General features: G+C 40.1%; 24 protein-coding genes. 14 read left to right on the forward strand and 10 right to left on the reverse strand.

Translation table 11 applies throughout. The features are described 5' to 3' along the window. Positions 1-290: 290 nt before the first annotated feature. Together VB654_RS11535 and VB654_RS11540 are read right to left on the reverse strand one after the other, a co-directional pair. Positions 291-740 (reverse strand): PIN domain-containing protein, encoded by a 450-nt coding sequence (locus VB654_RS11535; protein ID WP_323213902.1) that lies wholly within the window; start codon positions 738-740, stop codon positions 291-293. A gap of 678 nt (positions 741-1,418) precedes the next feature. Further along, positions 1,419-2,210, reverse strand: a complete 792-nt coding sequence (locus VB654_RS11540; RefSeq protein WP_323213903.1) for a DUF1868 domain-containing protein — start codon at positions 2,208-2,210, stop codon at positions 1,419-1,421. 291 nt (positions 2,211-2,501) lie between these two features. On the opposite strand from VB654_RS11540, the gene VB654_RS11545 reads away from it, so the two are divergent. Beyond that, complete coding sequence (locus tag VB654_RS11545) at positions 2,502-3,836, forward strand: FAD-binding oxidoreductase (RefSeq protein WP_323213904.1); 1,335 nt, start codon at positions 2,502-2,504, stop codon at positions 3,834-3,836. A gap of 218 nt (positions 3,837-4,054) precedes the next feature. On the opposite strand, the gene VB654_RS11550 is transcribed toward VB654_RS11545, so the two are convergent. From VB654_RS11550 to VB654_RS11560, 3 genes are all read right to left on the reverse strand, one after another. Further along, entirely contained in the window at positions 4,055-5,095 is a 1,041-nt protein-coding gene (locus VB654_RS11550) for an ABC transporter ATP-binding protein (protein ID WP_323213905.1), read from the reverse strand. 34 nt (positions 5,096-5,129) lie between these two features. Then, positions 5,130-6,752 (reverse strand): iron ABC transporter permease, encoded by a 1,623-nt coding sequence (locus VB654_RS11555; protein ID WP_323213906.1) that lies wholly within the window; start codon positions 6,750-6,752, stop codon positions 5,130-5,132. Positions 6,753-6,868: 116 nt separating this feature from the next. Further along, positions 6,869-7,945, reverse strand: a complete 1,077-nt coding sequence (locus tag VB654_RS11560) for an iron ABC transporter substrate-binding protein (protein ID WP_323213907.1) — start codon at positions 7,943-7,945, stop codon at positions 6,869-6,871. Positions 7,946-8,485: 540 nt separating this feature from the next. On the opposite strand from VB654_RS11560, the gene VB654_RS11565 reads away from it, so the two are divergent. The 7 genes from VB654_RS11565 to VB654_RS11595 all read left to right on the forward strand — a co-directional run bounded on the left by VB654_RS11565 (position 8,486) and on the right by VB654_RS11595 (position 15,190). Beyond that, the gene (locus tag VB654_RS11565; protein WP_323213932.1) at positions 8,486-9,106 is read left to right on the forward strand and encodes an alpha/beta hydrolase; all 621 of its coding nucleotides are present in this window, start codon (positions 8,486-8,488) and stop codon (positions 9,104-9,106) included. A gap of 218 nt (positions 9,107-9,324) precedes the next feature. Beyond that, the gene (locus VB654_RS11570) at positions 9,325-9,537 is read left to right on the forward strand and encodes a DUF2555 domain-containing protein (RefSeq protein WP_323213908.1); all 213 of its coding nucleotides are present in this window, start codon (positions 9,325-9,327) and stop codon (positions 9,535-9,537) included. Positions 9,538-9,598: 61 nt separating this feature from the next. Then, positions 9,599-10,858 carry a bifunctional phosphopantothenoylcysteine decarboxylase/phosphopantothenate--cysteine ligase CoaBC gene (gene coaBC, locus VB654_RS11575; RefSeq protein WP_323213909.1) on the forward strand — a complete coding sequence of 420 codons (1,260 nt, stop codon included), beginning with the start codon at positions 9,599-9,601 and terminating at the stop codon, positions 10,856-10,858. Positions 10,859-10,971: 113 nt separating this feature from the next. After that, positions 10,972-12,456 (forward strand): site-2 protease family protein, encoded by a 1,485-nt coding sequence (locus tag VB654_RS11580; RefSeq protein ID WP_323213910.1) that lies wholly within the window; start codon positions 10,972-10,974, stop codon positions 12,454-12,456. After that, positions 12,449-12,595: a hypothetical protein gene (locus tag VB654_RS11585; RefSeq protein ID WP_323213911.1), complete on the forward strand. Its 147-nt coding sequence runs from the start codon at positions 12,449-12,451 to the stop codon at positions 12,593-12,595. The genes VB654_RS11580 and VB654_RS11585 overlap by 8 nt, the downstream gene beginning before the upstream one ends. A gap of 139 nt (positions 12,596-12,734) precedes the next feature. After that, positions 12,735-14,810 (forward strand): TonB-dependent receptor, encoded by a 2,076-nt coding sequence (locus VB654_RS11590; protein ID WP_323213912.1) that lies wholly within the window; start codon positions 12,735-12,737, stop codon positions 14,808-14,810. Positions 14,811-14,893: 83 nt separating this feature from the next. Beyond that, positions 14,894-15,190, forward strand: a complete 297-nt coding sequence (locus VB654_RS11595; RefSeq protein WP_323213933.1) for a hypothetical protein — start codon at positions 14,894-14,896, stop codon at positions 15,188-15,190. A gap of 19 nt (positions 15,191-15,209) precedes the next feature. Here VB654_RS11595 and VB654_RS11600 read toward each other — a convergent pair whose 3' ends face one another. The 3 genes from VB654_RS11600 to VB654_RS11610 form a co-directional block, all read right to left on the reverse strand. Next, positions 15,210-15,914, reverse strand: a complete 705-nt coding sequence (locus VB654_RS11600; protein WP_323213913.1) for a mobilization protein — start codon at positions 15,912-15,914, stop codon at positions 15,210-15,212. A 206-nt stretch (positions 15,915-16,120) separates the two neighbouring features. Then, a complete protein-coding gene (locus VB654_RS11605; RefSeq protein ID WP_323213914.1) occupies positions 16,121-17,572 on the reverse strand; it encodes a serine hydrolase in 1,452 nt (483 codons plus the stop codon). Between the two features lie 135 nt (positions 17,573-17,707). Further along, on the reverse strand, positions 17,708-18,400 hold the full coding sequence (locus VB654_RS11610; RefSeq protein WP_323213934.1) for an RNA methyltransferase: 693 nt from the start codon (positions 18,398-18,400) through the stop codon (positions 17,708-17,710). Here VB654_RS11610 and VB654_RS11615 point away from each other — a divergent pair. The 6 genes from VB654_RS11615 (at position 18,372) to VB654_RS11640 (ending at position 23,052) form a co-directional block, all read left to right on the forward strand. Next, positions 18,372-18,524: a hypothetical protein gene (locus VB654_RS11615; RefSeq protein ID WP_323213935.1), complete on the forward strand. Its 153-nt coding sequence runs from the start codon at positions 18,372-18,374 to the stop codon at positions 18,522-18,524. The genes VB654_RS11610 and VB654_RS11615 overlap by 29 nt on opposite strands. Before the next feature lie 145 nt (positions 18,525-18,669). Then, entirely contained in the window at positions 18,670-18,993 is a 324-nt protein-coding gene (locus VB654_RS11620) for a DUF6464 family protein (protein WP_323213915.1), read from the forward strand. 279 nt (positions 18,994-19,272) lie between these two features. Further along, complete coding sequence (locus VB654_RS11625; protein ID WP_323213916.1) at positions 19,273-20,163, forward strand: phosphate/phosphite/phosphonate ABC transporter substrate-binding protein; 891 nt, start codon at positions 19,273-19,275, stop codon at positions 20,161-20,163. 19 nt (positions 20,164-20,182) lie between these two features. Continuing rightward, on the forward strand, positions 20,183-22,033 hold the full coding sequence (locus VB654_RS11630; RefSeq protein WP_323213917.1) for an ATP-binding protein: 1,851 nt from the start codon (positions 20,183-20,185) through the stop codon (positions 22,031-22,033). A 9-nt stretch (positions 22,034-22,042) separates the two neighbouring features. After that, positions 22,043-22,513: an NADAR family protein gene (locus VB654_RS11635; protein ID WP_323213918.1), complete on the forward strand. Its 471-nt coding sequence runs from the start codon at positions 22,043-22,045 to the stop codon at positions 22,511-22,513. Between the two features lie 230 nt (positions 22,514-22,743). After that, the gene (locus VB654_RS11640; RefSeq protein WP_323213919.1) at positions 22,744-23,052 is read left to right on the forward strand and encodes a hypothetical protein; all 309 of its coding nucleotides are present in this window, start codon (positions 22,744-22,746) and stop codon (positions 23,050-23,052) included. A gap of 130 nt (positions 23,053-23,182) precedes the next feature. On the opposite strand, the gene xseB is transcribed toward VB654_RS11640, so the two are convergent. Both xseB and xseA read right to left on the reverse strand, forming a co-directional pair. Beyond that, on the reverse strand, positions 23,183-23,416 hold the full coding sequence (gene xseB, locus VB654_RS11645) for an exodeoxyribonuclease VII small subunit (RefSeq protein ID WP_323213920.1): 234 nt from the start codon (positions 23,414-23,416) through the stop codon (positions 23,183-23,185). Beyond that, positions 23,417-24,682, reverse strand: coding sequence for an exodeoxyribonuclease VII large subunit (gene xseA / locus VB654_RS11650; protein ID WP_323213921.1), 1,266 nt, complete (start codon positions 24,680-24,682; stop codon positions 23,417-23,419). It abuts the gene before it with no gap. Positions 24,683-24,937 lie beyond the last annotated feature (255 nt).

The following is a 24,937-nucleotide window of genomic DNA, read 5'->3' on the forward strand; positions in this document are numbered from 1 at the left end:
TAATGAAATTATTTTTTGTTAGAGCAACGCTGCTATGCGCGGTTCATCAATCTAAAATACTCCCAGAGATGCGGATACAAAACTAACGTCAATCTACATCTAAGGTTGTGTCAGGGGTTATTATTTTTATTTAGCGAAAGTAATAAAATAGGGTTTAGATAAAAAATAACTGCTATATGAATCCTTTGAAATTATGCTCATGCAATAAGTATAGTAACTTGGCATACAAGTTCTATTGCTACTTCTTGATTTTTGCTAAAATCCGGCATTTACAGCCAAATTGGTAAAATTTAATTAGATATAGTTGCCTGAAATTGATCCTCTAGGTTCGCACGTAAGCATAATTCTGCTATCGACCAAACCCACAACTTATTTGTAGACACCGCAAAATCTTCTGGGTTATGGGTGACAATTGCATTCAGTTGCCAATAGTTGGCACAGGATAACTCTACAGCAGATTCAAAATCTTTCACGGGCAATAAGCGTGCGTTTTGGAGAATGTTATGGTCAACTTGGCACACTTCTATCTTTGCTTGCAACCAATATACTACTATTTCAGCAATATTTCTATTCTTTAAGCATCTGGCATAGGCATAAATTTTCTGCCAGCCAACATCTGTGATGTACATCTGAATCAATGGGTGTACTTTGTCTAATAAATCTCTAATATCTTCTGTAAATTCTTGGCGATTTATTAAAGCTTCCAATATGACATCAGTATCCAATAAAACTTTGATCACGTGAAATTTCCTTTTTTAGTCTGATAACGATAGCGTCACAAAGCAGCTAATACGCATTTAATGTGCATCCCTGGTACTGAGAGGTTACGATACTTGTTTTTCGCAATTGTATCAGTAATACTGAGAATTGAAAAACAGTAAGATGCAAGTATGAACTTGCCTTAGCTATCTCAATTAGGCCTGGACATAATTAAATACAAGCTGAACTAGCAGGATTTCAGATAAGATGCAAAATTTTAGTAAAGATTGTAGATGCTGGAAAAATAAATACAAGCTTGAACATGACTCTGATTCATCCAAACTAGTACCGCCAGGCGTTCGTCAAAACTCAAAAGTCTTACAATCGAGGCTTTTCAGGGATTTTGAGTAGTTTGTTTATTTACGCCGACTTTTATTGGTAGTTAGGTTGGGGCTGGGATGAGATGACGAGGAATTTTTTGTTGTGGTTCCAAACCAAAGCCAGTGGCTGGAATTACGAGGCTTAATGTGTAGAGTTCAGCCCGATGATTTGCGATTTACCCGATAAATTGAGTTTTAAATTCAGGTTATCTCCCAAGAAACACATTGGGATTTTTGTTCTCAAAGCCTTATTAGAAAAGGATTACAAGATGTGTTTCTTGGAAGGGATGGGGTATTGGGTGGTAAAGATAGGAAAAAATTTTCCCTAGTTCTTAGTCCCTAAAAATTTAAACTCGGCCAGTCTGGTTCACGGTAATAGTGAGTCATATCATCAAATTTTCGTAGTTCCACACGGTGGATTAAGAATTCGGGAGAATTCAGTAGCCATTGCTGATTCAACTGAGAAAGCATGGTGCTGAGATTGGTACGGTCTAAATTTGGCGAAACCCCCCCAAAATAACCTAATGTGATGTGGGCTGTAAAATGGTGATAATGCTGTTCAATACCCAAAGCCATTAATTTCGGATTTTGATAGATTTTACGGCGAAATTGAACCACCTGTTCATAACAGCGTTCATCCTGGGGGACTAAACAAACACCCAGCGCTCTCGGCATCACTATCAATCCCAGCATTTGCCATTGAATCGGATGAGTTCCGTTTGTCATCGATTCTTGATACTGCTGTAATATTTCAGCACAACAAGAACGTAATTTTTGGTCAAATTCTGGGTCTTTTTCACACGCATGAAGATAAGCACTGTCCCAAATCAAGTCAGCTAAGGTCAAATGAAAGCTAGCAGGGGGTACAGGAATAATCAAATCACTGCCTACAGGCAACTGTAAAAGTTCCTGCTGGTAAGATTGTAATTTGGCATGGAAAGTGGCGTTTTCTGTTTGTTCTTCTGCTGGTGGGGTAATTAATGAATACCCAGGAAAAGGTGCGGCTTGTCTGGAGCCAGAACGCAAATGAAACTTGGCAGATTCCTGAATATGCTGAATTTGGGATCTGTAAGCTTCTGGCAGCGTCATTCTTGCTACCCGATTCAGGTAAGTTTGATAGTTGTCGTCCAATCTTCGTAGCCTCGCGCTCTCACTTGATTGATTTTAGGGAAATTTACTCAGATTAGCAGAGTGATTTAAAAAGTGTTTAGCTTTTTTAAATGGTATGCCTATTTACGCCGTGCTGTGATAGGTTTTGTTGCTTTGTTGGCTGTAGTGCCAATTCTGACTACTAATTCATCACCTCAGTCGTTGCCAGTTTATATTAAATAAGTAGCATGAAGACTAAAGGTTTAAAACGCAGAGGGACGCAGAGTTAATATATTCTCCGCATTTGTTTGTGTTAAAAACAGGATATGAATTATGACAAAAACATTAGATAATCTGATTAATTATTTGCAAGGTGTAGAAATTATAACTGAAATTGCTCAGGTGGCTAAACTATCCCAGGATTATCACACCTTTAGCCCGGTTTTAGTATCTAAGCTGGAGGGAAAAGTTGGGGATATTGTCGTGCGTCCTGCTAATGAACAAGAAGTAATCAAGGTTGCTGCTGCTTGTGTCCAATGCAAAATACCTGTAACTGTAAGGGGTGCGGGAACTGGTAATTATGGGCAGTGTGTGCCTTTACATGGTGGTGTAATTTTAGATATGTCGAAGATGCAGGGGATACCTTGGGTAAAACCAGGAGTAGCGCGGGTGGAAGCTGGGGTGAAATTGGCTGCTATCGATAAAAAAGCGAGAGAAATCGGTTGGGAAATTCGCATGGCTCCTTCAACATACCGTACAGCGACAATTGGGGGATTTATTGCTGGTGGCAGTGGTGGTATTGGGTCAATACAATATGGGTTATTAGGCGATCGCGGTAATATATTAGCCCTGCGAGTGGTAACTTTAGAAGATGAACCCCGTGTGATCGAATTACGTGGCGATGATGTGCATAAAGTCACTCATGCTTGGGGAATTAACGGCATTATCACTGAAGTAGAAATTCCTTTAGGAACAGCTTACCCTTGGGCAGAAGTTATAGTCACTTTTGACGATTTTATGGCAGCAGCCAAGTTTGGGCAAGCCCTGGGTAATGCTGACGGGATGATTAAAAAATTGATTGCAGTATTTGCATCCCCCATCCCCCAATACTTTCATCCCCTGAAAGAGTATATTCCTGGAGGTACTCACTCAGTCTTGTTAATGCTGGCTGAACCCAGTTTAGAGTTATTACCAGGTTTAGTGCAGCAATATGGTGGACAGATTACATATCAAAAACCAGTTGCAGAAAAAAGTATCAACTTGGGAGAATTTACTTGGAATCACACCACACTTCACGCCCGGACTGTAGATACTTCAATTACTTATTTGCAAAGTATGTTTCCGGCTGATGCTAGTTTGGAACTGGTAGAGCATATGTATCATTATTTTGGTGATGAAGTGATGATGCATTTAGAATTTTTTCGCGTCAATGGTCTGGTAATTCCCGGTGCTTTACAACTTGTGCGCTACAGCACAGAAGAACGCCTAAATGAAATTATTCGCTATCACGAAGCTAAGGGTGTATCTATTGCTAATCCCCACACATATATTATTGAAGATGGGGGTAGAAAAGTTATTGACCCTGAGCAGTTAAAGTTTAAAGAGATGGTTGACCCTTTTGGGTTAATGAATCCTGGTAAGAGTAAGGTTTTAGAATTTAATAGATGAGGAGGGGAAGAGGGAATGAACCACGAAGAAGCGTTCGCGCAGCGTCTCCCCTTGGGAGAAGGACACGAAGGAAGAAGAAAGAAGGAGGAGGCAGTTTAGTGATGAGGTGGAGAGGTTAGCTTTCAGATAAATTGCTTAATATTTGTTGGTAGCAGAAAGGACTTTAGATATCAAAGTAGGGCTAAAGCCCTAACTACAAACCTTTGATGTTACAAAATTTATTGGGTAAAAACCTGGACAGTATTACCTGGGACAGATACTTGGACTCGTGCGCCTATAGGTAGAGGAATATCCGCTATGGTGCGAGCGTGAATTTCTTTCCCAGAGGCAGTTTTTAAACAATATAAATACTCGCGTCCTAAAAATCTGCGACTGTGGATAAATACAGGAGAATCCGTCGCTGCCTCTAATTTTAAACCTTCTTGGCGGATCATAATTTCGCCAATATCGTTTGTGTCGTCAACTGGTAACTCAAAATTACCTACTTCGGTTTCCCAAATATTACCTTGACGGCGGGCGGGAAGGAAGTTAGCCTGAGTCACAAATTCAGCGACAAATCTAGATGCTGGATGAGTATAAATTTCTTCTGGCGTGCCTAGTTGTTCTAAGTGTCCTTGCTTCATTACACCCACTATATCGGAAATAGCTAATGCTTCTTCTTGGTCATGGGTAACAAAAATGGCTGAAGTACCCGCCGCTTTTAATATGTCTCGGATTTCTTCGCGCAACCGTAACCTGACTTGAATATCCAGGTTGCTTAAGGGTTCATCTAAAAGCATGAGTTGAGGTTGGGGTGCTAGGGCGCGGGCGAGGGCGACTCGTTGCTGCTGTCCACCTGAGAGTTCGTAGGGGTAACGCTTTTCTAAGCCTTGCAGGTTTACTAATTCAATGACTTCGCTGATACGTTTTTGGATTTGCTGTTTTGTGGAATGTCTCAACCCAAAGGCGACATTTTCGGCGACGTTCAAATGGGGAAACAGGGCGTAATCTTGAAAAACAATGCCGATGTCACGCTGTTCTGCTGGGACTGAAATAGAACCTTGGCAAACTATTTTACCGCCAATTTCAATTTTTCCTGATTGCACGTTTTCAAAACCCGCTATCATTCGCAACAGGGTAGTTTTACCGCAACCAGATGGGCCAAGCAATCCCAATATATCCCCTTGTTGCAGCATTAAGGAGATGTTATCGACGGCGGGCGCGACATTTTGGGAAAACTGCTTGGTGACATTCTGTAATTGGACAATTGCTTGTTGCATAGTAGATAACAGGGGAAATAAGGCGATGAGTAAATTAAAATTTTGGTTGTGTTTCGGCGTTAGGTGTGACTTTCTCTTTTTTAACGTTTTCTTGAGATAACACCAATAATGTGGAACCCATAGAAACGAGCAGCATTGTTAGTGAGGAAGCCGCAGCGTCGGCAAAATCGACGTTTTCTGTGGCTTGCCAAATTTGTGTTGCTAAGGTGTTGAAGCCTATGGGTGCTAACAGCATTGTTGCAGGTAATTCTTTAATAGCTGTGAGAAAGACCAAGACGGCACCACTAATTACACCAGGTCTGACGAGGGGTAAAGTAACTTCTCTAAGGGCTTGCCAAGGATTTCTGCCTAAGCTGCGTGCTGATTCTTCTAACTGGGGATTGACTTGTAAAAAGCTGGTGCGTATTGCTCCGACTGATTGGGGCAGAAATAACACTAAATACGCAAATACCAGCATTGGTAATGTTTGATAGAGGAATGGTAAGTAGTTAGCACCAAAAAAGACTAAGGATAAAGCTACGACAATTCCTGGTACTCCAAAACTTATGTAAGAGCAGCGCTCAATGATGGCGGTGATTTTAGTGGGGAATCTGACTGATAAAATGGCTACAGGTAAGGCAAATATTGTAGCTGCGATCGCCGCTAATCCTGCGGCTGAAATGGAGTTGAGTATACTGGGTAATAAGTTGGGGAAACTGTAGCCTGTACTGAGTCCCCGAATTAGCCAAAATAAGGTAATTCCTACTGGTAACACTACACCGAAGCTAGTAATCAGTAAGCAAAAGCCTAAAGCTGGCCATTTCCAAATTCCCAATTTGACAATTTTGGGCGGACGCAAAGACGCAGAACCACGACTGTAATATGCAGCACGCGATCGCACTCGATACTCTAGCCATAAAATTAAAAGTACCAGTGTCACTAACATTAAAGATAACACTGCGGCTGTATTACGGTTAAAACTAGCTTTGTATTGAATAAAAATTGCTCGTGTAAAAGTATCAAACTGCATCAGCGACGGTGTGCCGAAATCCCGCAACGAATACAAAGCTACCAATAAACCCCCGGCAATCATTGAGGGTTTCAATTGGGGTAAAACTACCTTAAAAAAGGTTTCCTTACTGCTATAACCCAAACTGCGGCCAGCTTCTTCTATAGAAGGATCTATACCTTGTAGGCCAGAACGGACACTTAGTAATAGATAAGGGTAAGTAAACAAGGTGATGGCTAAAACTGCCCCCGGAAAACCATAAATTGAAGGTAACTCTTCTACTCCCAAAGGTTGGAGCAATAACTGTAAAAAACTTCCCCTTGGTGCTAAGGTGGCAATTAAAGCAAAACTGCCCACATAGCTAGGAACTGCTAAGGGTAATGTAGTGGCTACTAACCAAAATTTACGTCCGGGTAAGTCTGTCCGCACAGTTAAAAATGCTAATGGGACAGCAATCAGCGTGGAAAATAAAGTCACCGTTGCTGCCATTGCTGCACTATTCAAGAAAACACTGATATTGCGGGGACGAGAAATTAATGCCCAGAACTCGTCTCCACCAATACCTACTGCACGGATAACTAAGTATACTAATGGCAGAGTAATAGCCACTGCTACTACTGCCGCCGCTACAATCAAAAATAATGGAGGGCGAACCGATGATTTCAACATTTTTGCTATCTTTAATTGTTACCACTAAGTATTATTAGTAAGCAAGAAAACTTCTCAAACTTTTCCAGTTTTTGAAGTTGTACCTACACTATCTACTACATAGTGTTCATAACAGCTTAAATGATTGCGACTTCCTGCAATAATTTCAGTGTATTATCCAAATCATCGAGGTTACTCAAATCAATTTGTTTGTCTTGTTTACGAATTTTGCTGAGTGATTCCAAATTTCCTTTGGGAGCAACTCCAGAAGCTAAAGGATACTCAAAGGTTTCATTAGCAAAGTAATTTTGAGCCTCTTCATTGAGCAGAAATTCAGTAAATCTCTGAGCAATATTTGGATTCTTGGCACTGTCGAGAATTGCTACACCTGCGACATTGACTAAAGATCCAACATCTTCAGTGAAATGATGTGCCACTGGAACTTCAGGATTATTTTGTTTGATTCGTTCCAGATAGTAATGATTAACAAATCCTACAGCTATCTCACCACGGCTTAAAGCTTCTACTATTGATGTGTTGTTAGGATAGACCTTGGGATTATTAGCTTTAATACCTTCTAACCATTCCTTCGCTTTGTCTTCTCCCTCAACAACTCTTAAGGCTGTGACAAAGGATTGAAACGAGCCATTGGTTGGGGCCCAGCCAATTTTACCTTGCCATTGTGGTTCAGTAAAACCAAAAATAGATGATGGTAATTCCTCCACCTTGACTAAGTTCGTGTTGTAATCTACTGTCCGCACTCTACCTGTAACACCTACCCATTTACCCTCTGGTGAACGGTACGCACTATCTACCTTATTCAGCAGCGCGGTTGGTAAGGCTACGGTTCTACCTACTTTTTGCAAAGCTCCGAGAGCGCCAGCATCTTGGCCAAAAAACACATCTGCGGGACTATTTGCACCTTCTTCTAAAATTGCGGCTGCTAATTCTGCCGTATCACCATAACGGACTTGAATTTTAGCATTAGTTTGTCCTTCAAACTGCTTAATTAGTTCACCAATTAATTTCTCATTACGTCCGGAGTAAATTACTAACTCTTTTTCCAACTCTGCTGTGGCTTGTTCTACATTTGTCTCTGTGGTGCTTTGTTCTAGATCTGTAGGGACTTGATTAGAGCCAGCATCACAAGCAACGGCTAATCCGCCGCTAGCAGTGGCTATTCCGACTAAATAAACAAATTGGCGACGCTTCATACTTTTCTCCAATAAAACAAAAACTATGTCTATTTCTTAAATAGATTTCCCTGAACGGATAAACTGGCATAATCACACAATTAGATTACAAGTGTGATATTTTGACCAATTTGTGAAAATCATTAATTTTGTGGTGTTATCGCAATTTTTTAAATCATCATATTATTGAGAATTTTTATAAATTAATTTCCACTATATACTTGACAGCGATTTCTATTAAATCAGAATTCTTGTGTAAAAGCAACAAAACCTAGATAGTAATTTTTCTTGTATTTAAAGTTATTTATGGAATGTTATGGTTGTACGATGATAGTGATGACGCACTGTGTGTAGGAATTTTACTGGCAAAGCTTAGTTTCCAACTTTGGTTAGTAGCTTGGTAGTTAATTAGACATTTTGTCACAAAAATATAGAGACGTTGTATGTAAGGGTGATGTCAGACGTAATATTTCATGCCCAGACACAAAAACACAAAGAAAAATTTAGGTTGGTTTGTAGAGGTAAAATCTACTCAAAGAGCATAATTTTAGGAGTAGAACCCTGTCGTTACAATTTATTTCCCTTCCCCCTAATAGTTCTCAAACACCCGCAGGTTTAATTGTCTGCTTACATGGTTGGGGGTCTAATGCTGAAGATGCCGCATCTTTATCACCATTTTTCAATTTACCTAATTACCAGTTTTTATTTCCCAATGCACCTTTTCCTTTTCCCCATTCCCCTACAGGTAGGGCATGGTATGACCTGAGAATGGAAAATATGTATGAAGGTTTGGCAGAAAGTCGGCAATTGTTAATCGATTGGTTGCAATCTTTGGAGAGTAGTACTGGTGTGCCGTTATCGCGGACTATTTTGAGTGGATTTTCTCAAGGTGGGGCGATGACTTTGGATGTGGGGTTAAAATTGCCTCTAGCCGGATTAGTTGTGATGAGTGGATATTTGCATCCTGATATAGTCACAACAGCTAAAGGTGATTTTCCTCCGACTGTAATTATGCATGGTAGATACGATGAAGTTGTACCACTCACAGCTGCTTTAAAAGCACGGGAAGCAGCAGAATCTTTGGGAATTGCAGTAGATTATCATGAATTTAATACGGGGCATGAAATTCGACCAGAAATGTTAGCTGTATTACGCAATTTTGTGATAAATCTCATTGTCTAGGACAGCACCTGATAAAAGGCTTTTTTATGGCTTTTTTCCTGTCCCTGCTTCCTTTCCTCTTTTTTCGGAAATACAAATGTTTTGCAAAATATGGTAAAAAAAAACCAAGTTTTTCGGAAATGTGCGCCGTCTAATGAGTAAGATAGATTGGGTGGCAGCGTCAAGCGCAACTCAAATCGTGCTGGGTGAGAATTCTGCATAAGGGAGGGGCAAGGATTATGACAACTTTAAGCATTTCTAAGAAAGACATTTCTGCTATGACTACGGCAGATGTTCAAGAGTTGGCTAATCGTCTGGAAAAAGATGACTATGGCAATGCTTTTGAGGGTTTAAATGATTGGCATCTGTTACGTGCGATCGCTTTTCAACGTCCTGAGTTAGTGGAACCCTATATCTATCTCTTGGATTTAGAAGCCTACGACGAAGCATAACAATTTTCACATTAGGAGTTAAGAGTTATTATCTTTGACTACTTACTCCTAATTTTTGACTATGTTGCATCTCCAACCCCAAACCCCAAACCGAACAAAAAGGGTGATCATTGCTGTAGGTGGTGGTATAGCTGCCTACAAAGTTTGTGAATTAGTTTCCACGCTGTTTCAAACTGGGGTAGAAATTCGCGTCATTCTCACCCCAGCAGCACAACAATTTATCACGCCTTTAACTTTAGCTACCCTCTCTCGCCATTGTGCATACACAGATGGTGATTTTTGGCAAGCAAGTCATTCACGTCCCTTACATATTGAGTTGGGTGAATGGGCTGATTTGTTAGTAATTGCCCCTTTGACGGCTAATACATTAGCGAAGTTAGCTTGTGGTCTGGCTGATAATTTACTAACAAATACGGTGCTGGCTTCTACTTGTCCTGTGTTGTTAGCACCAGCTATGAATACAGATATGTGGGAACAGTTAGCCGTGCAGCGTAATTGGCGACAACTGTTAACAGATAGCAGATATCATGGTATGAGTACAGCATCGGGGTTATTGGCGTGCGATCGCATCGGTGCAGGAAGAATGGCAGAACCCCTGGAAATCTTAACTTATATTCAATCACTTTTACACACTGGCGGTAAACGAGATTTAACTGGTAAGGGGGTATTAATTAGTGCTGGGGGAACCAGAGAATATTTTGATCCAGTGCGGTTTATTGGTAATCCAGCGACTGGGAAAATGGGATTAGCTTTAGCCCAAGCCGCATTGCATCGAGGCGCAAATGTGACACTAGTACATAGTCCAGCCTCTTGGAATGTACCATTAGGAGTACAAGCTATACCTGTCGTTAGTGCCGTCCAAATGCAGCAGGAAATGCACTCATACTTACATAACGCTGATGTGATTATTATGTCTGCGGCTGTGGCAGATGTGAAGCCTAGAGACTATAGTACAGAAAAATTACCCAAGCGATCGCTTCCCCAATCTTTACCCTTAGAACCAGTACCAGATATTATTGCCCAATTAGCACAACTCAAACAACCCCATCAGCTGTTAATTGGGTTTGCTGCACAAACAGGGGATATTATCACCCCAGCTATGGCTAAGTTGCAAAATAAAAATTTGGATATGATTATTGCTAATCCCATTGATGCACCTGATAGTGGTTTTGGTAGCGACAATAATCAGGCGATAATTTTAGATAAACAAGGAAATCAAGTAGAAATTCCATCTTGTTCTAAGTTGCAAATGGCGCATTATTTATTTGATTTTATAGCTTTACCTCACGCAGAGACGCAGAGGCACGGAGAATCAGAGTAATATGTCAAAGGATGACTGTGTTCCTATTTATTAGGGGTTTTCAGCATTTTTCTTATAATATCTGTAACACCTGACTAATTCGGGCTTGGTTTTTCACAGCGAAGGGTTTAGAAATGTTTACCTCGTCAGAGACTCCCATCATTGGGACAATTTTGTTAATTGCTTTGGGTATTTTAGGTTGGGGCTTTTATCGCGCTAGACCTTTTGGGAAACTGGGAATCTTAGCCTGGTTACAGTCGGTGGTATTAATGACTCCCTGGCTGCTGTTCTTTGGTTTATTTGCCGCCGGGATTTACATCAACATACTTGGTATATTGATTTTAGTAGTGACATCTGCTGCTTTGTACATCTTTTTAGGCAGACAATTACGCGCCGCCGGACAAGATGCAATTATTCAGCAAAAAGCAACAGAAAGGCTATCTGCTGATTCTTCACAAACAGCAGACAATACACCCCAAGTCGTATTGGCAGAACTGAAAGTTGAAGCATTGCCAATTCCTGAAGAAGACTTAAACGCCATTAAAGGCATTTTCGGGATTGATACGTTTTTTGCCACAGAAACTATCTCCTATCAAGAAGGGGCGATTTTTAAAGGTAATATGCGTGGCGAACCAGAAGAGATTCACAATCGCCTAACTGCTAGTTTGCAAAAAAAATTAGGTGATAAATATCGACTGTTTTTAGTGGATAGTACAGAAGGTAAACCTGTAGTGATAGTTTTACCTAGTCGTAATGATCCACGTCCGATGACATTACAGCAAAAATCCTTTGCGGTGATTCTGTTGATAGCAACAATCGCCACTTGTTTAGAAACTGGGGGATTATTGTTGAATTTTGACTTATTTGCCAATCCAGAACGATTTACATCTGCTATACCCATAGCTACTGGGATATTTGCAATTTTGGCAACTCATGAAATTGGACATTGGTTGCTGGCTCGTCGTCACCAAATCCGCCTCAGCTGGCCTTTCTTTTTACCGGCTGTACAAATCGGTTCATTTGGAGCAATTACTCGCTTTGAGTCTCTGTTGCCCAATCGTAAAATACTATTTGATATTGCTTTGTCCGGGCCAGCAGCAGGTGGTATTCTTTCTTTGTTAATGTTAATTGTTGGTTTGCTACTTTCTCACCCAGGTAGTTTATTTCAATTACCCAATCAATTTTTCCAAGGTTCAATTTTAGTTGGTAGCTTGGCGCGGGTTGTTCTCGGTTCAGCTTTACAAGCATCCGTTGTCAGTGTCCATCCTCTAGTAGTAATTGGTTGGCTAGGTTTAGTAATTAATGCTTTAAATTTAATGCCAGCCGGACAATTAGATGGTGGTCGAATTGTACAAGCAATTTATGGCCGCAAAACCGCAGGACGAGCAACTGCGGCAACTTTAATCTTACTGGGGCTAATTTCCCTGGGTAATTCCCTGGCTATTTATTGGGCGGTGGTGATTTTCTTTTTACAAAGAGATTTAGAACGTCCTACTTTAAATGAAATCAGCGAACCAGATGATGCTAGAGCCGCTTTAGGTTTATTGGCGCTGTTTTTAATGATTACCACTCTCTTACCTTTAACTCCTGGTGTGGCAGGAAGGTTAGGAATTGGCTAATGAGAGGAAGAAACAGCAGGGAGCAGGTAATATAGCAACCACTCAGGATGTTGGAACATTGTTGATTCCTGAAAGCCTTGAAGTAGGGGCGGGTATAGCTATGCCAAACATCACAGATACGCTCAATTACCAACAATAATTTTAATAAACCCGCCCCTACTCGGTTTCTACACAGCACTGTGCCATAACAGGAACTATGACAAGATGTCTTTTGACATCATTTTACTGTAGGAGCAAAAATACTGCTTAGTAATTTTTACTTAACGTAAGAACACCAAGTGAGAAAGTATTTTTTTTTCCTACCAGTTGCTTTACCAAATTTATTCATAGCTTTACCGGCTCTTGCTACTGATGCAGAACAGGTAAATTCAACTATTTTGAATTTAAGTGAAATTGAATCGCCTGTTACTAAGGCGGAATTATTAACTCAAGAATCTATACCGATTGAAGTCACACCGGAAACTCAGCCAGAACTAGAATCCATTCCCAACGAAGATGCAGATATTTCTATAGAAGTAATCGGTGAACAAGACCCTTTACCTGAGTCTACCCCTGTTTATGTCATCGATAAAGAAGAAATTCAACAACAGGGTGCTACAAGTGTAGCAGATGTATTAAAAAGAATGCCTGGTTTCACCATCAATAATGTCGGACATGGTGCAGATATTCACACAGGTACATACTATCGGGGAGCTTCAATTGAACAGTCTGTATTTTTAATTAATGGCAGACCAATTAATAATAATGTCAATACCTATCATGGTGGAACCGATTTAAATAGTATTCCTGTAGAGGCTATTGAACGAGTAGAACTATATAGTGGTGTTACCTCCGCTTTGTATGGTTCATCAGCCTTTGGCGGTGTAGTGAATATCATTACCAAAGAAGGTTATGGTCAACCGAGATTCACTGGTAGTACGGAATTTGGCTCATTAAATTTAAATAATCAACAGGTAAGCTATGGTGGAGCAGTTGGTGATGCTCGGTATAATTTCAGCTTTGAAAGATACTTTATAGATAATCGTTATCGTGTTCCCGTTGGTGCAGCCAATCGTGATGCTCAAGGATTCTTATCGAATGCAGACACAGCTACAAGTACTTACTTTGGTAGTATTGCTCTAGATTTAGATAGTAAAAACTCTTTAGATTTTGATGTTACAACCCTCAGCAGTCGTCGTGGCTTAGTTTATTTTGGTTTTCCTCTGCAAAGAGATAGATTAGACCACGATAGCTTAAATGTGGGCTTATCTTGGAAAACTCGCTTGGGCGAAGGAGAAAGTTCTAATCTCACCACTACACTCGGTTACAACAAAAATTACTTCAGCACTTATGGACCTACGGTATTTGCTGGGCAAGAATTTAACCGCACAGGTGTTTTAGATACACAACAGCTGACAGCCAGAGTAGATCATACTTGGAAATTAACCCCCAGTAATCAATTACGCTGGGGATTAGATTTGAAGAACACTAACTTAAATGGTGATACTTTTAGTACCAGACCTGATAGAATTGCCAATAACGGCACGGAAAATAGAAGCGTGTTAAATACAGCATTGTTTGCTGTAAATACTTTAAATATTAGTGATAATTTCCAGGTTAATTTAGGCTTAAGACAAAGCTTTGATGGAGAGTTTGGTAATTATCTCAACCCTAGCGCTGGCATACGTTATGCCCTTTCACCAAGCGTAGCCATGCGGGGAAGTTGGGCTGGGGGACAGCGTAATCCTGGGTTAGACCAATTATATGTTTATGATACCGTTCACGGTTGGGAACAAAACCCTGATTTAATACCAGAAACAGGTTCATCTTGGACTGCGGGAGTGGATGTTAAACTGACAAATAATTTAATTGGACAGTTTACTTATTTTGGCAGTAGTTTAGATAATCGCCTGGGAATCATTGCCGGCAGATGGGAAAATATTGGTTTAGTAAATACTAATGGTTTAGAAGCCGCATTCCGATTCCAGATTGCTAAGGGCTGGTCAACGTTTCTTAACTATACTTATACAGATGCTCAAATTAAAACAGGCACAGAAGCAGGGTTACAATTAGGTTTTATTCCTTATTCTGTCGCTCAAGCTGGTGTAGGTTATCAAAATTCCGGCTGGAACGCTAATTTGTATGTTACCTATAACAGTGGAACTCGCCGAGCCTTTTTTAATGTTCCTGGTGAAACGAGCCGAAATTTTGCGCCTGCTTTCTTAAATTTAGATTTGAGTGGTCGGATTCCTGTAACACGTAACTTGGGACTGACGGTTTATGTAGAAAATTTACTCGGTGAGCAATATGAACGAGTGAATCGCATCTACAGTCCTGGCTTAACTTTCCGTGTGGGTTTAACCTCAAATTTGTAATGGTTCGTAGTGAGGACTTCAGTCCTCTCTCTCCTGTAAAATCGGGATGCCGTTAATTTACCCCAATGAATTATAATGGCGGAATGAGAGCCAGAATTGAAGATACAATCCTTTTTCTTAACCATGAGGACTTACCAGCGTTTAAAAAAGGTGGGTCTGTGGTGAGGAATTCATATTTTTGGGCGCTACGTTCAATTGCTGGTCGAGCTTCCCGTTATCGTGATTGGGAATATGAACCAGAGGTATGGCTGGCGCTGGGAAGAATGCTGCTGTCTTTCGCTGAGTCTGGGTATTTGGGTTATAAAGAAACTTTGTTGGAGTTTCCCCTATCACAAGGGGAAATTCCGGCTGTATTAAAAGATGCTGCAACTTGGGAATAAAAACAGTTACAGTGCTTTTCTATTTAACTTCTTCATGCCAAATCCCTACTTTTTCAAAAGAAGAATAAGCAAGTTTGAGAAATTGTACAACTCTTTGTTTACCCAGCATTCCAAATTCTTTATACTCTCGTGCTTCCGCAAAAGTTAGACGATGTTGGTCAATGATATTTCTCTCTTTATATGCCAGTTTGGGAAAATCAACAACTTTTATGTTGTGTTGTGTGACTAAATTTTGAATATTAGGATCAGAATCAACGTGTTCCCAATTATCGCATAGCCCTAAATTTCTGACTAAAATATGAGGAATATGATCACCGTAGCTATTGACTGACTGAACAAACAGATTTAGGCTGTCATATCCGCCAGTGGATACAAACCACTTGCAAAAACTCACTCCCTCACAACGCCCTAATTCAATTAATAAATTTCTCTCAATCCAGCCTTTAACAGCTCGATGGGATTGAGCAGCTAAATTCACAATTACTGGCTTAGACATAGCCATCTCGAAGATTTTATCAGCTTTATCAGCGTGGCGTTCATCTTCAGTAAATACTGCATACTGGCATATTCCTTTATACACACCAGCTACATCAGGATTAGACCTATCAGTTTCCACGGGTACAAACGGTATTCTTTTATCTAGACAATATTGAATCATTGTCCTGGTGAGTAAAGATTTTCCTACTCCACCCTTTTCACCATCCACTAAATGAATTGTCGGCATAGCAGCTACTCCTAATCCTGATTGCAGTCATGTCAAATATCTGCAATTAGCTTAGAAGCTTTTGGCGTTTTACGCCTACTTACTTTCACAACTTTCTTAGATCAGGTTTGCTGTTCGCGTAGCGTGCTGTTAGGCATAAAAGTTTTGTCATGGAGGTAGGGAATAGGGAATAGAGGTAACAGGTATCCCCAAATTTTCTGAACAACTTATCTTGAGGGAAAATTTTCTGGGGTTGAGAATGGGGCTGGAGTACTATTGGGGATGATAGTGTTACCCAAGTTATTAGGTGCTGCGGGATTCATCACTGGATTGGGTGGAGCATTCTGGCTAAATTGTTGGTAAGCAGCCTGAGAAATTGAGCTAATTAGTTTTTCGGCCATAGGATCATTGTTGGGGCGTTGTACCATGACAGCCGCGATGTAGCGCTTGCCGGTGGGAATATCAATCAAACCCACGTCACCCAACATAGTGGCAATATCGCCTGTTTTATGGTTTATTCTTGCGCCAGTACCTAAGCCAGAAGGTAGGAGATGATCTCGCTCTGTACGGCGCATAATATCAAGGATCAGATCCCGCGATCGCATACTCACTAAATTTCCCTGATTGAGCATAGCCATCAAAGTCCCCAATTCCCTGGGGCTGGTGGTGTTGGTTCCGGCTAAATCTGGCAGGGGATTACGAATTGCTGTAGCTGACAATCCCCAGCTTTGAAAACGCTGATTTAGCACTTCCATCCCTCCTAATCGGGCAATCACCATATTAGTGGCTGTGTTATCGCTGGCTGTACTCATGAGAGTCGCAATTTCCAGGGCGGTGTACTGGGTTCCCACCTTTTGGTATTGCAGATTTCCCGAACCACTAGCCACCATATCTTGTTCCATCGTCAGCATTTCATCCAGGCGGATTTTACCAGCATCCACATCTTGGAAAAAGGCGATCAGAATTGGCACTTTGATTGTACTAGCCGCAGAGAAACTGACGGTGCTATTCACATCTACATAGCCACCAGTTTCTAAATCTAAAAAGAAAACGCCAGGTGTCAGATTGGGGTTGGCCGCGGCTAAATTTTGTACGGCAACTTTCAAGGGGGCAATTTCCTGGGACAAGTATAAACCGGCAGATGGATTGGGGATATTTTGTTGATTAGTTCCCCCATTCTGGGATGATACCGCCGAATTGCTGGGTATCCGAGTCGCAGGGTCGAAGACTGATAAAATTGTTCCCACAATCGCACCCAGACCAATTCCCACAATCAATAAACGTAGAGCATATAACATGGTTCTAGCCATTGGCTTTAACCGAGTTTTGCGCGACATTCGTCTACCAACTTTTGGCATTGCTTGCTTCTGTACCCGCACAGTCCTGTATTTGACTGTGTTGGGATTAAAGGTTGGGATTGTCGCATTCATATACCCAATGGGTTTCACGGCTGCTGGCATGACTAGCCTTGGTTTTGACCTCCTGACCCCAGTAGGCATAGGAGGAATCAGATGATGATTAACCCGCGTTAAAGCTACTTCTGGTTTGGTAGGACGCTGGGACTGATTGGGTACTTTAACTTTTTTCTTGCCCACTTTTTGGCCTTTACTTTGACGCGGACGACGGTTTGTGGGTTCACGCCGCGAAAAATTTTTTAGTTTGTCACTTGATTCTGACACTGTTACTCCTTGTGACCCACTCGAATGTGTTCCAGCAGACTCCCGACCCAAAACTCACTCAGTAGCCTTTTTGTGTTTAGTTTAAGGCATATTAACTATTTTTGGGGGGTTAATTTCGTACATATTAACGATAAATTACAAGTTTTGATGATTACCTTGATTTTTAAGCGCCCACTCTATTTGTCTGACAATGCCTCGCAGCATAGCTACTTCCTTTGTTTGCAGGTGAGCGCGATTATACAATTGTCGAAATTTAGCCATACGAGTCAAGGCTGTATGTGGATGTAAATAACCAATATCTAGTAGTAAAGATTCTAATTGCTGGTAGTAAGTTTCCAGAATATCTAAAGATGCTAGTTCAGTTTGACTGGGGGGTGGCGTTGTTGGTGGTGCTGTATATTGTGCCAGTTCATAACAGCAGATAGCTACGGCTGAAGCTAAATTCAGGGATGCGTAATTGTCACTGGTGGGAATGCGAACAAATCGCTGGGCATAATTTAATTCTTCATTACTTAAACCCCGGTCTTCTCTGCCAAAAATCAGGGCGGCCGGTGACTCTGGTAACTCTAGTAACCAAGGTAGGGCAGTGCGGGGGCTTTCTAAAGGTGTTTGCCAATCACGCACACGAGCTGTAGTGGCGATCGCGCGGACACACCCTTGTAATGCTTCTGGTAATGTTTTCACCAATACCGCCGATTTTAAAATTTCTTTGGCATGAACTGCCATTTTCAAGGCTTCTTCCGCCACCGGATCACATTGGGGATTAACTAATACTAAATTATGTAAACCAAAATTTTTCATGGCCCTAGCGATTGACCCGACATTCATCGGTCCCGCCGGTTCCACCAACACAATTCTTAACTCAGCTAAAGCCATTTTTCGCCTCCTGCGATCGCTGGTGCTGACTTGTCAATTAGCACCTGAAAATACTTTATCAGTTAGTTTGCAATAGTTAAGCTGATAGAAGTTCTTGAGTTCCTCTTTCTCAAAGTTACCAGATGCCAGTCTGTCATTAAAATCTACGAACAATTTTCCCCGTGGGGAAATGCTGTGTAACATCAGTAAATAGTAATCAGCGTCAAAGAGGTAGAGTTCAGGTGTTGAAGACACTTTTAGTGATTACCGTTGGTTTATTACCGTCTTTATTTTCTCTGTGGGTAATCCGTAAAACCCATTCGCGGTCACGTCTGCGGATGAGACAAGTAGCCACAAATTTTTCAGGTAGACGGACAAGAGATTTAATCAGACCCACCGAAGGCGATCGCTATTATTTAGAAGGTGTAGGTTATCTCATTGGTGATATCAGTTGCAAATTTAATGCTCGGTCTGGCTATATACGCTGTGCTGTTAACCCCAGTGGTCCCTGTCAGACTTGCCGTTACTATGAACCGAGAGAATTAGCTGCTAGTGAAAAATCATGATTTTTTAGGTTGATCAATATTGCCATTTCGGAAGGATGATCGGTATATGGTGTAATCATCATCCCACAGCAATGTTTTGGCTATTTTCTTGTTTATTTCATAACCTGTTCTTAACCTTGGTCAAATCTTCTAAAAAATAATATTTTCCTCTGAAATTCTCTGAGAAAGTTAAATTGTCTCAGTATTTTTACAGTAGAAAATATAAATAAAAAATCATACGATGGAAGTGATATTTATAAAAATGCGCCCAAAGCACAATTATTAAAATTACTAAAATTTATGAAAAGACGTAAATTAATTTGTAATTTTATCTGGTCTATTGGCGGTTGTGCAGTAGGTGTTAACCCTGTCGAAAGCAGTTCCTATAATTCAAACAATTCTACATCTAATCATCTCAAATTTGCAGTTGCGGATGCTGTGGGCATGGAGAACTTACAGAGGGACTATGGAGCCTTTCGTACTACCTTAGAACAAGTATTAGGCATACCAATTGAGTTTTTTCCCGTCGAAAATCGGACAGCAGCAGCACCAGCATTGCAATTAGGTCAGGTAAACATTGTTTTAGCTGGGCCCTCAGAATATGTAATTTTTCATTCTCGTGCTAAGGCTATTCCGATTATTTCTATCCAACGGCATAATTATTATCCGATAATTCTTGTCCGCGCTGATAGCAAAATTAAATCCTTAGCACAACTCAAAGGCAAAACAATTGGCATGGGAAAAATAGGTTCAACTTCTGGACATTTGGCTCCGACAAAGATGCTGATGGATGCTGGATTAGATCCCTATAATGATGTCAAGATGATTATGTTAGGTAATCAGGGAATACAAGCTCTTAAAAAAGGTGAAGTGGATGCCTGGACAATTGCATGGGATACATACAAAATACTCTTAGAATCTGAAGGTTTATCGGAGAAAGATTTTTCGATCATTGCTCAAGGAGAATTGCTCCCTAGTGATGTATTTGTGATGAATAACCAATTAGCACCTAGTTTTATAGAAAATGTGCGATCGCGTATGCTGGAAAATCACGATAAACTACTTGATAGTCTGCTGCTAACCACAGTCAACCAATCTTATCAAGGTTCAAGATTTGTGCCAGCTAACGATGCTGACTATAACATCATTCGTGAAGTTTACAAAAAAATAGGGCAAGGGCATTTTCTCTAACCAAGCTAAACATAAATTAATGTTTATAGAGTATAAGAAGGAATTCAAAAAAAGATTTGCCTGGCTACATCATCTCAGTAATCGCTGGAATATCGCCCAAAAAATTAGTTATGGCTATACTGTAGCAATTGGCATTTCTTTTATCGGTACTACAAGTGGGTTACTGCTTGTATATCATAATGAAATGTATGCTTATAGACAGTTAAATTTATCTTATCAACAGCAATCTTTGTTAAAAGATTTAGAAAATTCTGTCACTAGAATTAGACTCCATCCCCAACGTTTAGCTACTGTTTTGGAAAATTCAATTTGGTTTGAATTTGAAAAGAATCAATTTGACAATCAACTAATTAGAATCAACAAAAATTTAGCTGAAATCAAGACATTTATTGATGCTCATCCCCAAGATTTAGTCATAGATAAAATAGAATTTAATTCTCTTATAGAGAACTATTATTCAACAACACAATCATATAGTCAAATAGTAAATTCTTTTTGGCAAGAAGTTGAGAAAAATCACTTTTCCAATAAAATGGTTAATTCTCATAGTACAGATTTAATAAATTTACTCAAGAAAGAACAATACTTGAATATCAGTTTACAATTCGATCAACTTTCAGATCAACTAATTTTAGTTATAGGTCATGCCAAGATTTATAAACAACAAGCACATACTCGCTTTGAAGAATCTCAAAAATCACGAATAAAGGTGATTTTGGCTGGTATGTTGCTGTCAGGTGGAATTGCCGCAGCACTGGCAATGTATAACAGTAGGGTAATTGCACATCCTTTACAAATAGTAACTAATGTTGCCAGGAGAATTACCCAAGAATCAAATTTTCAACTAAGAACTAATATTAATAGTCAGGACGAAGTTGGGACTTTAGCTACTTCTCTAAATCAATTAGTCGAGTGGGTTGGAACTTATACAAAAGAGTTAGAAATAGCACGTGAAAATTTAGAGCAACGGGTAGAAGAACGCACTCAAGAATTAGAACTAGCACGGCAAAATTTAGAGCAACGAGTAGAAAGACGTACTGAGGAACTACAAAAAATATTACAAGACCTAAAAGAAACCCAAGGACAATTAATCCAAACAGAAAAAATGTCTTCTCTGGGAGAGATGGTAGCAGGTATTGCCCATGAAGTAAATAACCCAGTTAATTTTATTTATGGTAATATTCAATGTGCCAATGACTATATTCAAGATTTATTAATTTTAATAGATTTATATCAGCAAGAGTATCCAGAACCAAGTTGGATAATTGCCAAAAAAATTGAAGAAATAGATTTAGTTTTTATTACCAAGGATTTATCCAGCCTCCTTAATTCTATGAAAATAGGCGCTCAACGTATTCGAGCAATTGTTTTATCTTTGCGTAATTTTTCCCGCTTAGATCAAGCACCTATAAAAGAAGTAAATATTCATGAAGGAATTGATAACACTCTCTTAATTCTTAATCATAAAATTAATCATGAAATAGCAGTAATTAAAAATTATGGGGAATTGCCTTTAGTGGAGTGTTACCCAGCCCAATTAAATCAAGTATTTATGAATATTATCAGTAACGCTATAGATGTGCTAATTGAACAAAAAAATAACCCAGAAAAACAGATTACTATATACACATTAAGCTTAGACGCTAATCATATTCAAATACGAATCAAAGATAATGGTTCGGGAATTTCACCAGAAATTAGAAATAAATTATTTAATCCTTTTTTTACAACTAAACCAGTAGGTAAAGGTACTGGATTAGGGTTAAGTATCTGTTATCAGATAATTGATGAACACAAAGGTAAAATAGAAGTACTATCAGAATTAGAAAAAGGTACGGAATTTATAATTAACTTACCAATAAAAGTATAAATAACCTATATGACAATCTACTTCTACAGTGTACATGAACAATATGGTTGTTTCTCCAACTTTTCGCCCCACGGTTTTGAGTTGGATAATTTGTATTGGTATACCAGTGAACATTATTTTCAAGCACAAAAATTTATTGGTACATTCCATGTAGAAAAAATTCGCTTAGTTAAAACTCCTAAAGATGCCGCAAAAATGGGACGTGACAGAAGCCGTCCTTTACGCTCCGATTGGGGAATAGTTAAAGATGATATAATGCGAAAAGCGGTGCTACGTAAATTTGAAACCCATCAAGATATTAGGGAAATATTACTAGCCACAAATCAGGAAGAAATCGTGGAAAACTCACCTATCGATTACTATTGGGGTTGTGGATATGATGGTAGCGGGAAAAATATGTTGGGCATAATTTTAATGGAAGTCCGTGAGATCCTGCGTTACAATAATGGTCTACCCGTTGAGAATCAGAGGGTAAAATAAAATTGTCGCTGTGAACGCTGACTCTGGCAAATGTATCCAAGAATTATTTAGAAAAAGTAATCTCAAGGCGTAAAACTAATATTGATAGTCATGGAGTTTTGATAGTGCGTTACCTGACAAGATTATTTTGCTGCACTTAACTTTTACCAATACCTTCATCTAGATATCCGAAAAGCCTATTCTCATAGAGTAGCTTCAAGGTAACAATCCCTTATAGGAGTAAAGAAATTATGTCTCTATCAAGAAAGTTAAAGAAATATTGTAAATGGTTCTGGGATGAATCACTAGGCGGTGAGTATGATACTTGGGGTACAAGTACATATTTTATGGAAGTTGGCTATGATTTATGTGCTGTCAGACAAATAGAAGTTTATGAAAATGGCAATGTCTTGTTTTACGACGGTAGCCATTTTGCAGATAATCATGGAATGTTATGTGATAAACCTTTAGGTGAAGACGATATTCAAGAGTTTGGCATTACCAAAGACGAATTTGAACAAGTTTGGAGTACCAAAAAACCTATGAATAGAGAAAGCTAAAGTTTTTCTAAATGGCAGCAAATGTTAATTATTTTCAGTTGTAGGGGCGGGTTGACTAAATATATATACCCGTTCAAAATGAATCATATCTATGATAGTTTGTGTGGTGTAGCCATATCCACCCCTACTGTTACTCATCACTCAAAGTTTCAATTAACAGATTCACCTGTTGCTGTCGCTGTTGCAAAAAGCTTTCACACTGACGCAAAGACTCAACAGCAGTAGAAAACTGCTCAAACACGTCCTCCAAATCCAACTCACCCGCCTCAATGCGAGCGATAATTTGTTCTATTTCCACCACCTTTCCCTCATAATTCCAACCCACCATTGAATCAGAACTCGAAGCATCCTTACGCTTAACCATTCAATTCTCTGTGTCCTCTGCGCCTCTGTGGTACGCTGACGCGTCTATGTTATTTACCATCACTTTAACTTTAACCTCCCCCTGCCCCAACTGAATCAATAAATCTTCCCCCACAGCCAACTCAGCCGCAGAACGAGCTATTTCGCCATTTTCCCGCCTGACCACAGCATAACCACGCTGTAATACCGCTTTGGGATCAAGACTAGCTAATTTTTCCCGTAACAATTCTAACCGTTGCTGGGCTTGGTGCGATCGCCCCAGTGTTACTTGTATCAATTGTTGTTTTTTCCAATTCAGTTGTTGCATCTCCTGCTGCACCTTTCTATCTAACCTTAAATGCCGCAAGCGATCGCGTAAATTTTGCAATTTATCCTCAGCCGCTCCCGTAAATTCCCCTACCGCCTCACGTAGCGCAACTATCCTTTGCCGATGCTGAATATACAACTCTGCCAGTGATGGAACCACAGTTTCCGCCGCCGCCGTTGGTGTATGTACACAAGCATCTGCAACCAAATCGACCAAAGACTCATCTCGTTGATGACCAATACCAGTAATTACCGGGATAGAACAAGTCGCAACAGCCCTGACCACCCGTTCATCATTAAAGCAAGCCAACTCTTCCACCGCACCACCACCCCGTGATAAAATTAGCACCTGGGCGCGACCATCACGATTTACCAGATTAATCGCCTTAACTATAGAATCTGGTGCTTGCTCACCCTGCACCGTAGCAGGAGAAAATAAGACGTGTAAACCTGGATATCTTTGCTTCAGAGTTTTTTGAATATCGCCCCAAGCTGCCGCAGTGGGTGATGTTACCACAGCAATAGTTTGAGGATGTGGAGGTAAAGAACGTTTGCGTTCTAGATCAAATAAACCCTCAGCCAGCAAGCGGTTTTTTAATTGTTGATAGCGTAGTGCCTGTAAACCAGCACCAGCAGGTATAGCTTGCCAAACAGATAATTGATACTCTCCTCGTTGCGGGTAGACTCTGATGCTACCTAAAATAATTAATTGCTCACCAGTAATTGGGATTTGGGCGAGTTTAGGAATTTGACTTTTCCAGACCACACACTTAATCCCGGCTGTCCCCTCTGGGTCTTGTAGGGTAAAAAATAAGCCACTGCGATGGTTGTTAGCACTGGAAACTTCCCCAGTTACCCAAACTTGGCGTAATTGATCATCTTGTTCTAAGAGTAAGCGGATATAGTCAGTTAATCCAGTTACTGAAAGCGCTGTATCGGGAATTAGAGAGTTCAAAGTCATCAAATATGGGTGCGACCAAAAGTCTAGCACCGCAAGGCGGAAGTCAAAAGTCAAAAGTCAAAAATCTAACTTTATCGGCTTTTTATTGATTTCTGATAGTTATTCTATTTACGCCGTGCTGTACTAGTTAAATTTTAACAAATAACTTGATCTGACTTTTCACGTTATGTAGACAGGCTAACGCGAAACCTAACTCCTCTCCCCCTTTCCTGCTAGGCTATCCATTACCCACATCTTTCTGAACCAAGAAATAAG

Source organism: Nodularia sp. UHCC 0506 (assembly GCF_034931045.1).
Classification (GTDB): domain Bacteria; phylum Cyanobacteriota; class Cyanobacteriia; order Cyanobacteriales; family Nostocaceae; genus Nodularia.

Coding starts and splice junctions, on each gene's coding strand:
- VB654_RS11635 (WP_323213918.1), top strand. CDS start 22,043: ATGACAATCTACTTCTACAGTGTACATGAACAATATGGTTGTTTCTCC.
- VB654_RS11570 (WP_323213908.1), top strand. CDS start 9,325: ATGACAACTTTAAGCATTTCTAAGAAAGACATTTCTGCTATGACTACG.
- coaBC (WP_323213909.1), top strand. CDS start 9,599: ATGTTGCATCTCCAACCCCAAACCCCAAACCGAACAAAAAGGGTGATC.
- VB654_RS11625 (WP_323213916.1), top strand. CDS start 19,273: ATGAAAAGACGTAAATTAATTTGTAATTTTATCTGGTCTATTGGCGGT.
- xseA (WP_323213921.1), bottom strand. CDS start 24,682: ATGACTTTGAACTCTCTAATTCCCGATACAGCGCTTTCAGTAACTGGA.
- VB654_RS11630 (WP_323213917.1), top strand. CDS start 20,183: ATGTTTATAGAGTATAAGAAGGAATTCAAAAAAAGATTTGCCTGGCTA.
- VB654_RS11615 (WP_323213935.1), top strand. CDS start 18,372: ATGGCCCTAGCGATTGACCCGACATTCATCGGTCCCGCCGGTTCCACC.
- VB654_RS11610 (WP_323213934.1), bottom strand. CDS start 18,400: ATGAATGTCGGGTCAATCGCTAGGGCCATGAAAAATTTTGGTTTACAT.
- VB654_RS11580 (WP_323213910.1), top strand. CDS start 10,972: ATGTTTACCTCGTCAGAGACTCCCATCATTGGGACAATTTTGTTAATT.
- VB654_RS11595 (WP_323213933.1), top strand. CDS start 14,894: ATGAGAGCCAGAATTGAAGATACAATCCTTTTTCTTAACCATGAGGAC.
- VB654_RS11545 (WP_323213904.1), top strand. CDS start 2,502: ATGACAAAAACATTAGATAATCTGATTAATTATTTGCAAGGTGTAGAA.
- VB654_RS11560 (WP_323213907.1), bottom strand. CDS start 7,945: ATGAAGCGTCGCCAATTTGTTTATTTAGTCGGAATAGCCACTGCTAGC.
- VB654_RS11550 (WP_323213905.1), bottom strand. CDS start 5,095: ATGCAACAAGCAATTGTCCAATTACAGAATGTCACCAAGCAGTTTTCC.
- VB654_RS11640 (WP_323213919.1), top strand. CDS start 22,744: ATGTCTCTATCAAGAAAGTTAAAGAAATATTGTAAATGGTTCTGGGAT.
- VB654_RS11555 (WP_323213906.1), bottom strand. CDS start 6,752: ATGTTGAAATCATCGGTTCGCCCTCCATTATTTTTGATTGTAGCGGCG.
- VB654_RS11600 (WP_323213913.1), bottom strand. CDS start 15,914: ATGCCGACAATTCATTTAGTGGATGGTGAAAAGGGTGGAGTAGGAAAA.
- xseB (WP_323213920.1), bottom strand. CDS start 23,416: ATGGTTAAGCGTAAGGATGCTTCGAGTTCTGATTCAATGGTGGGTTGG.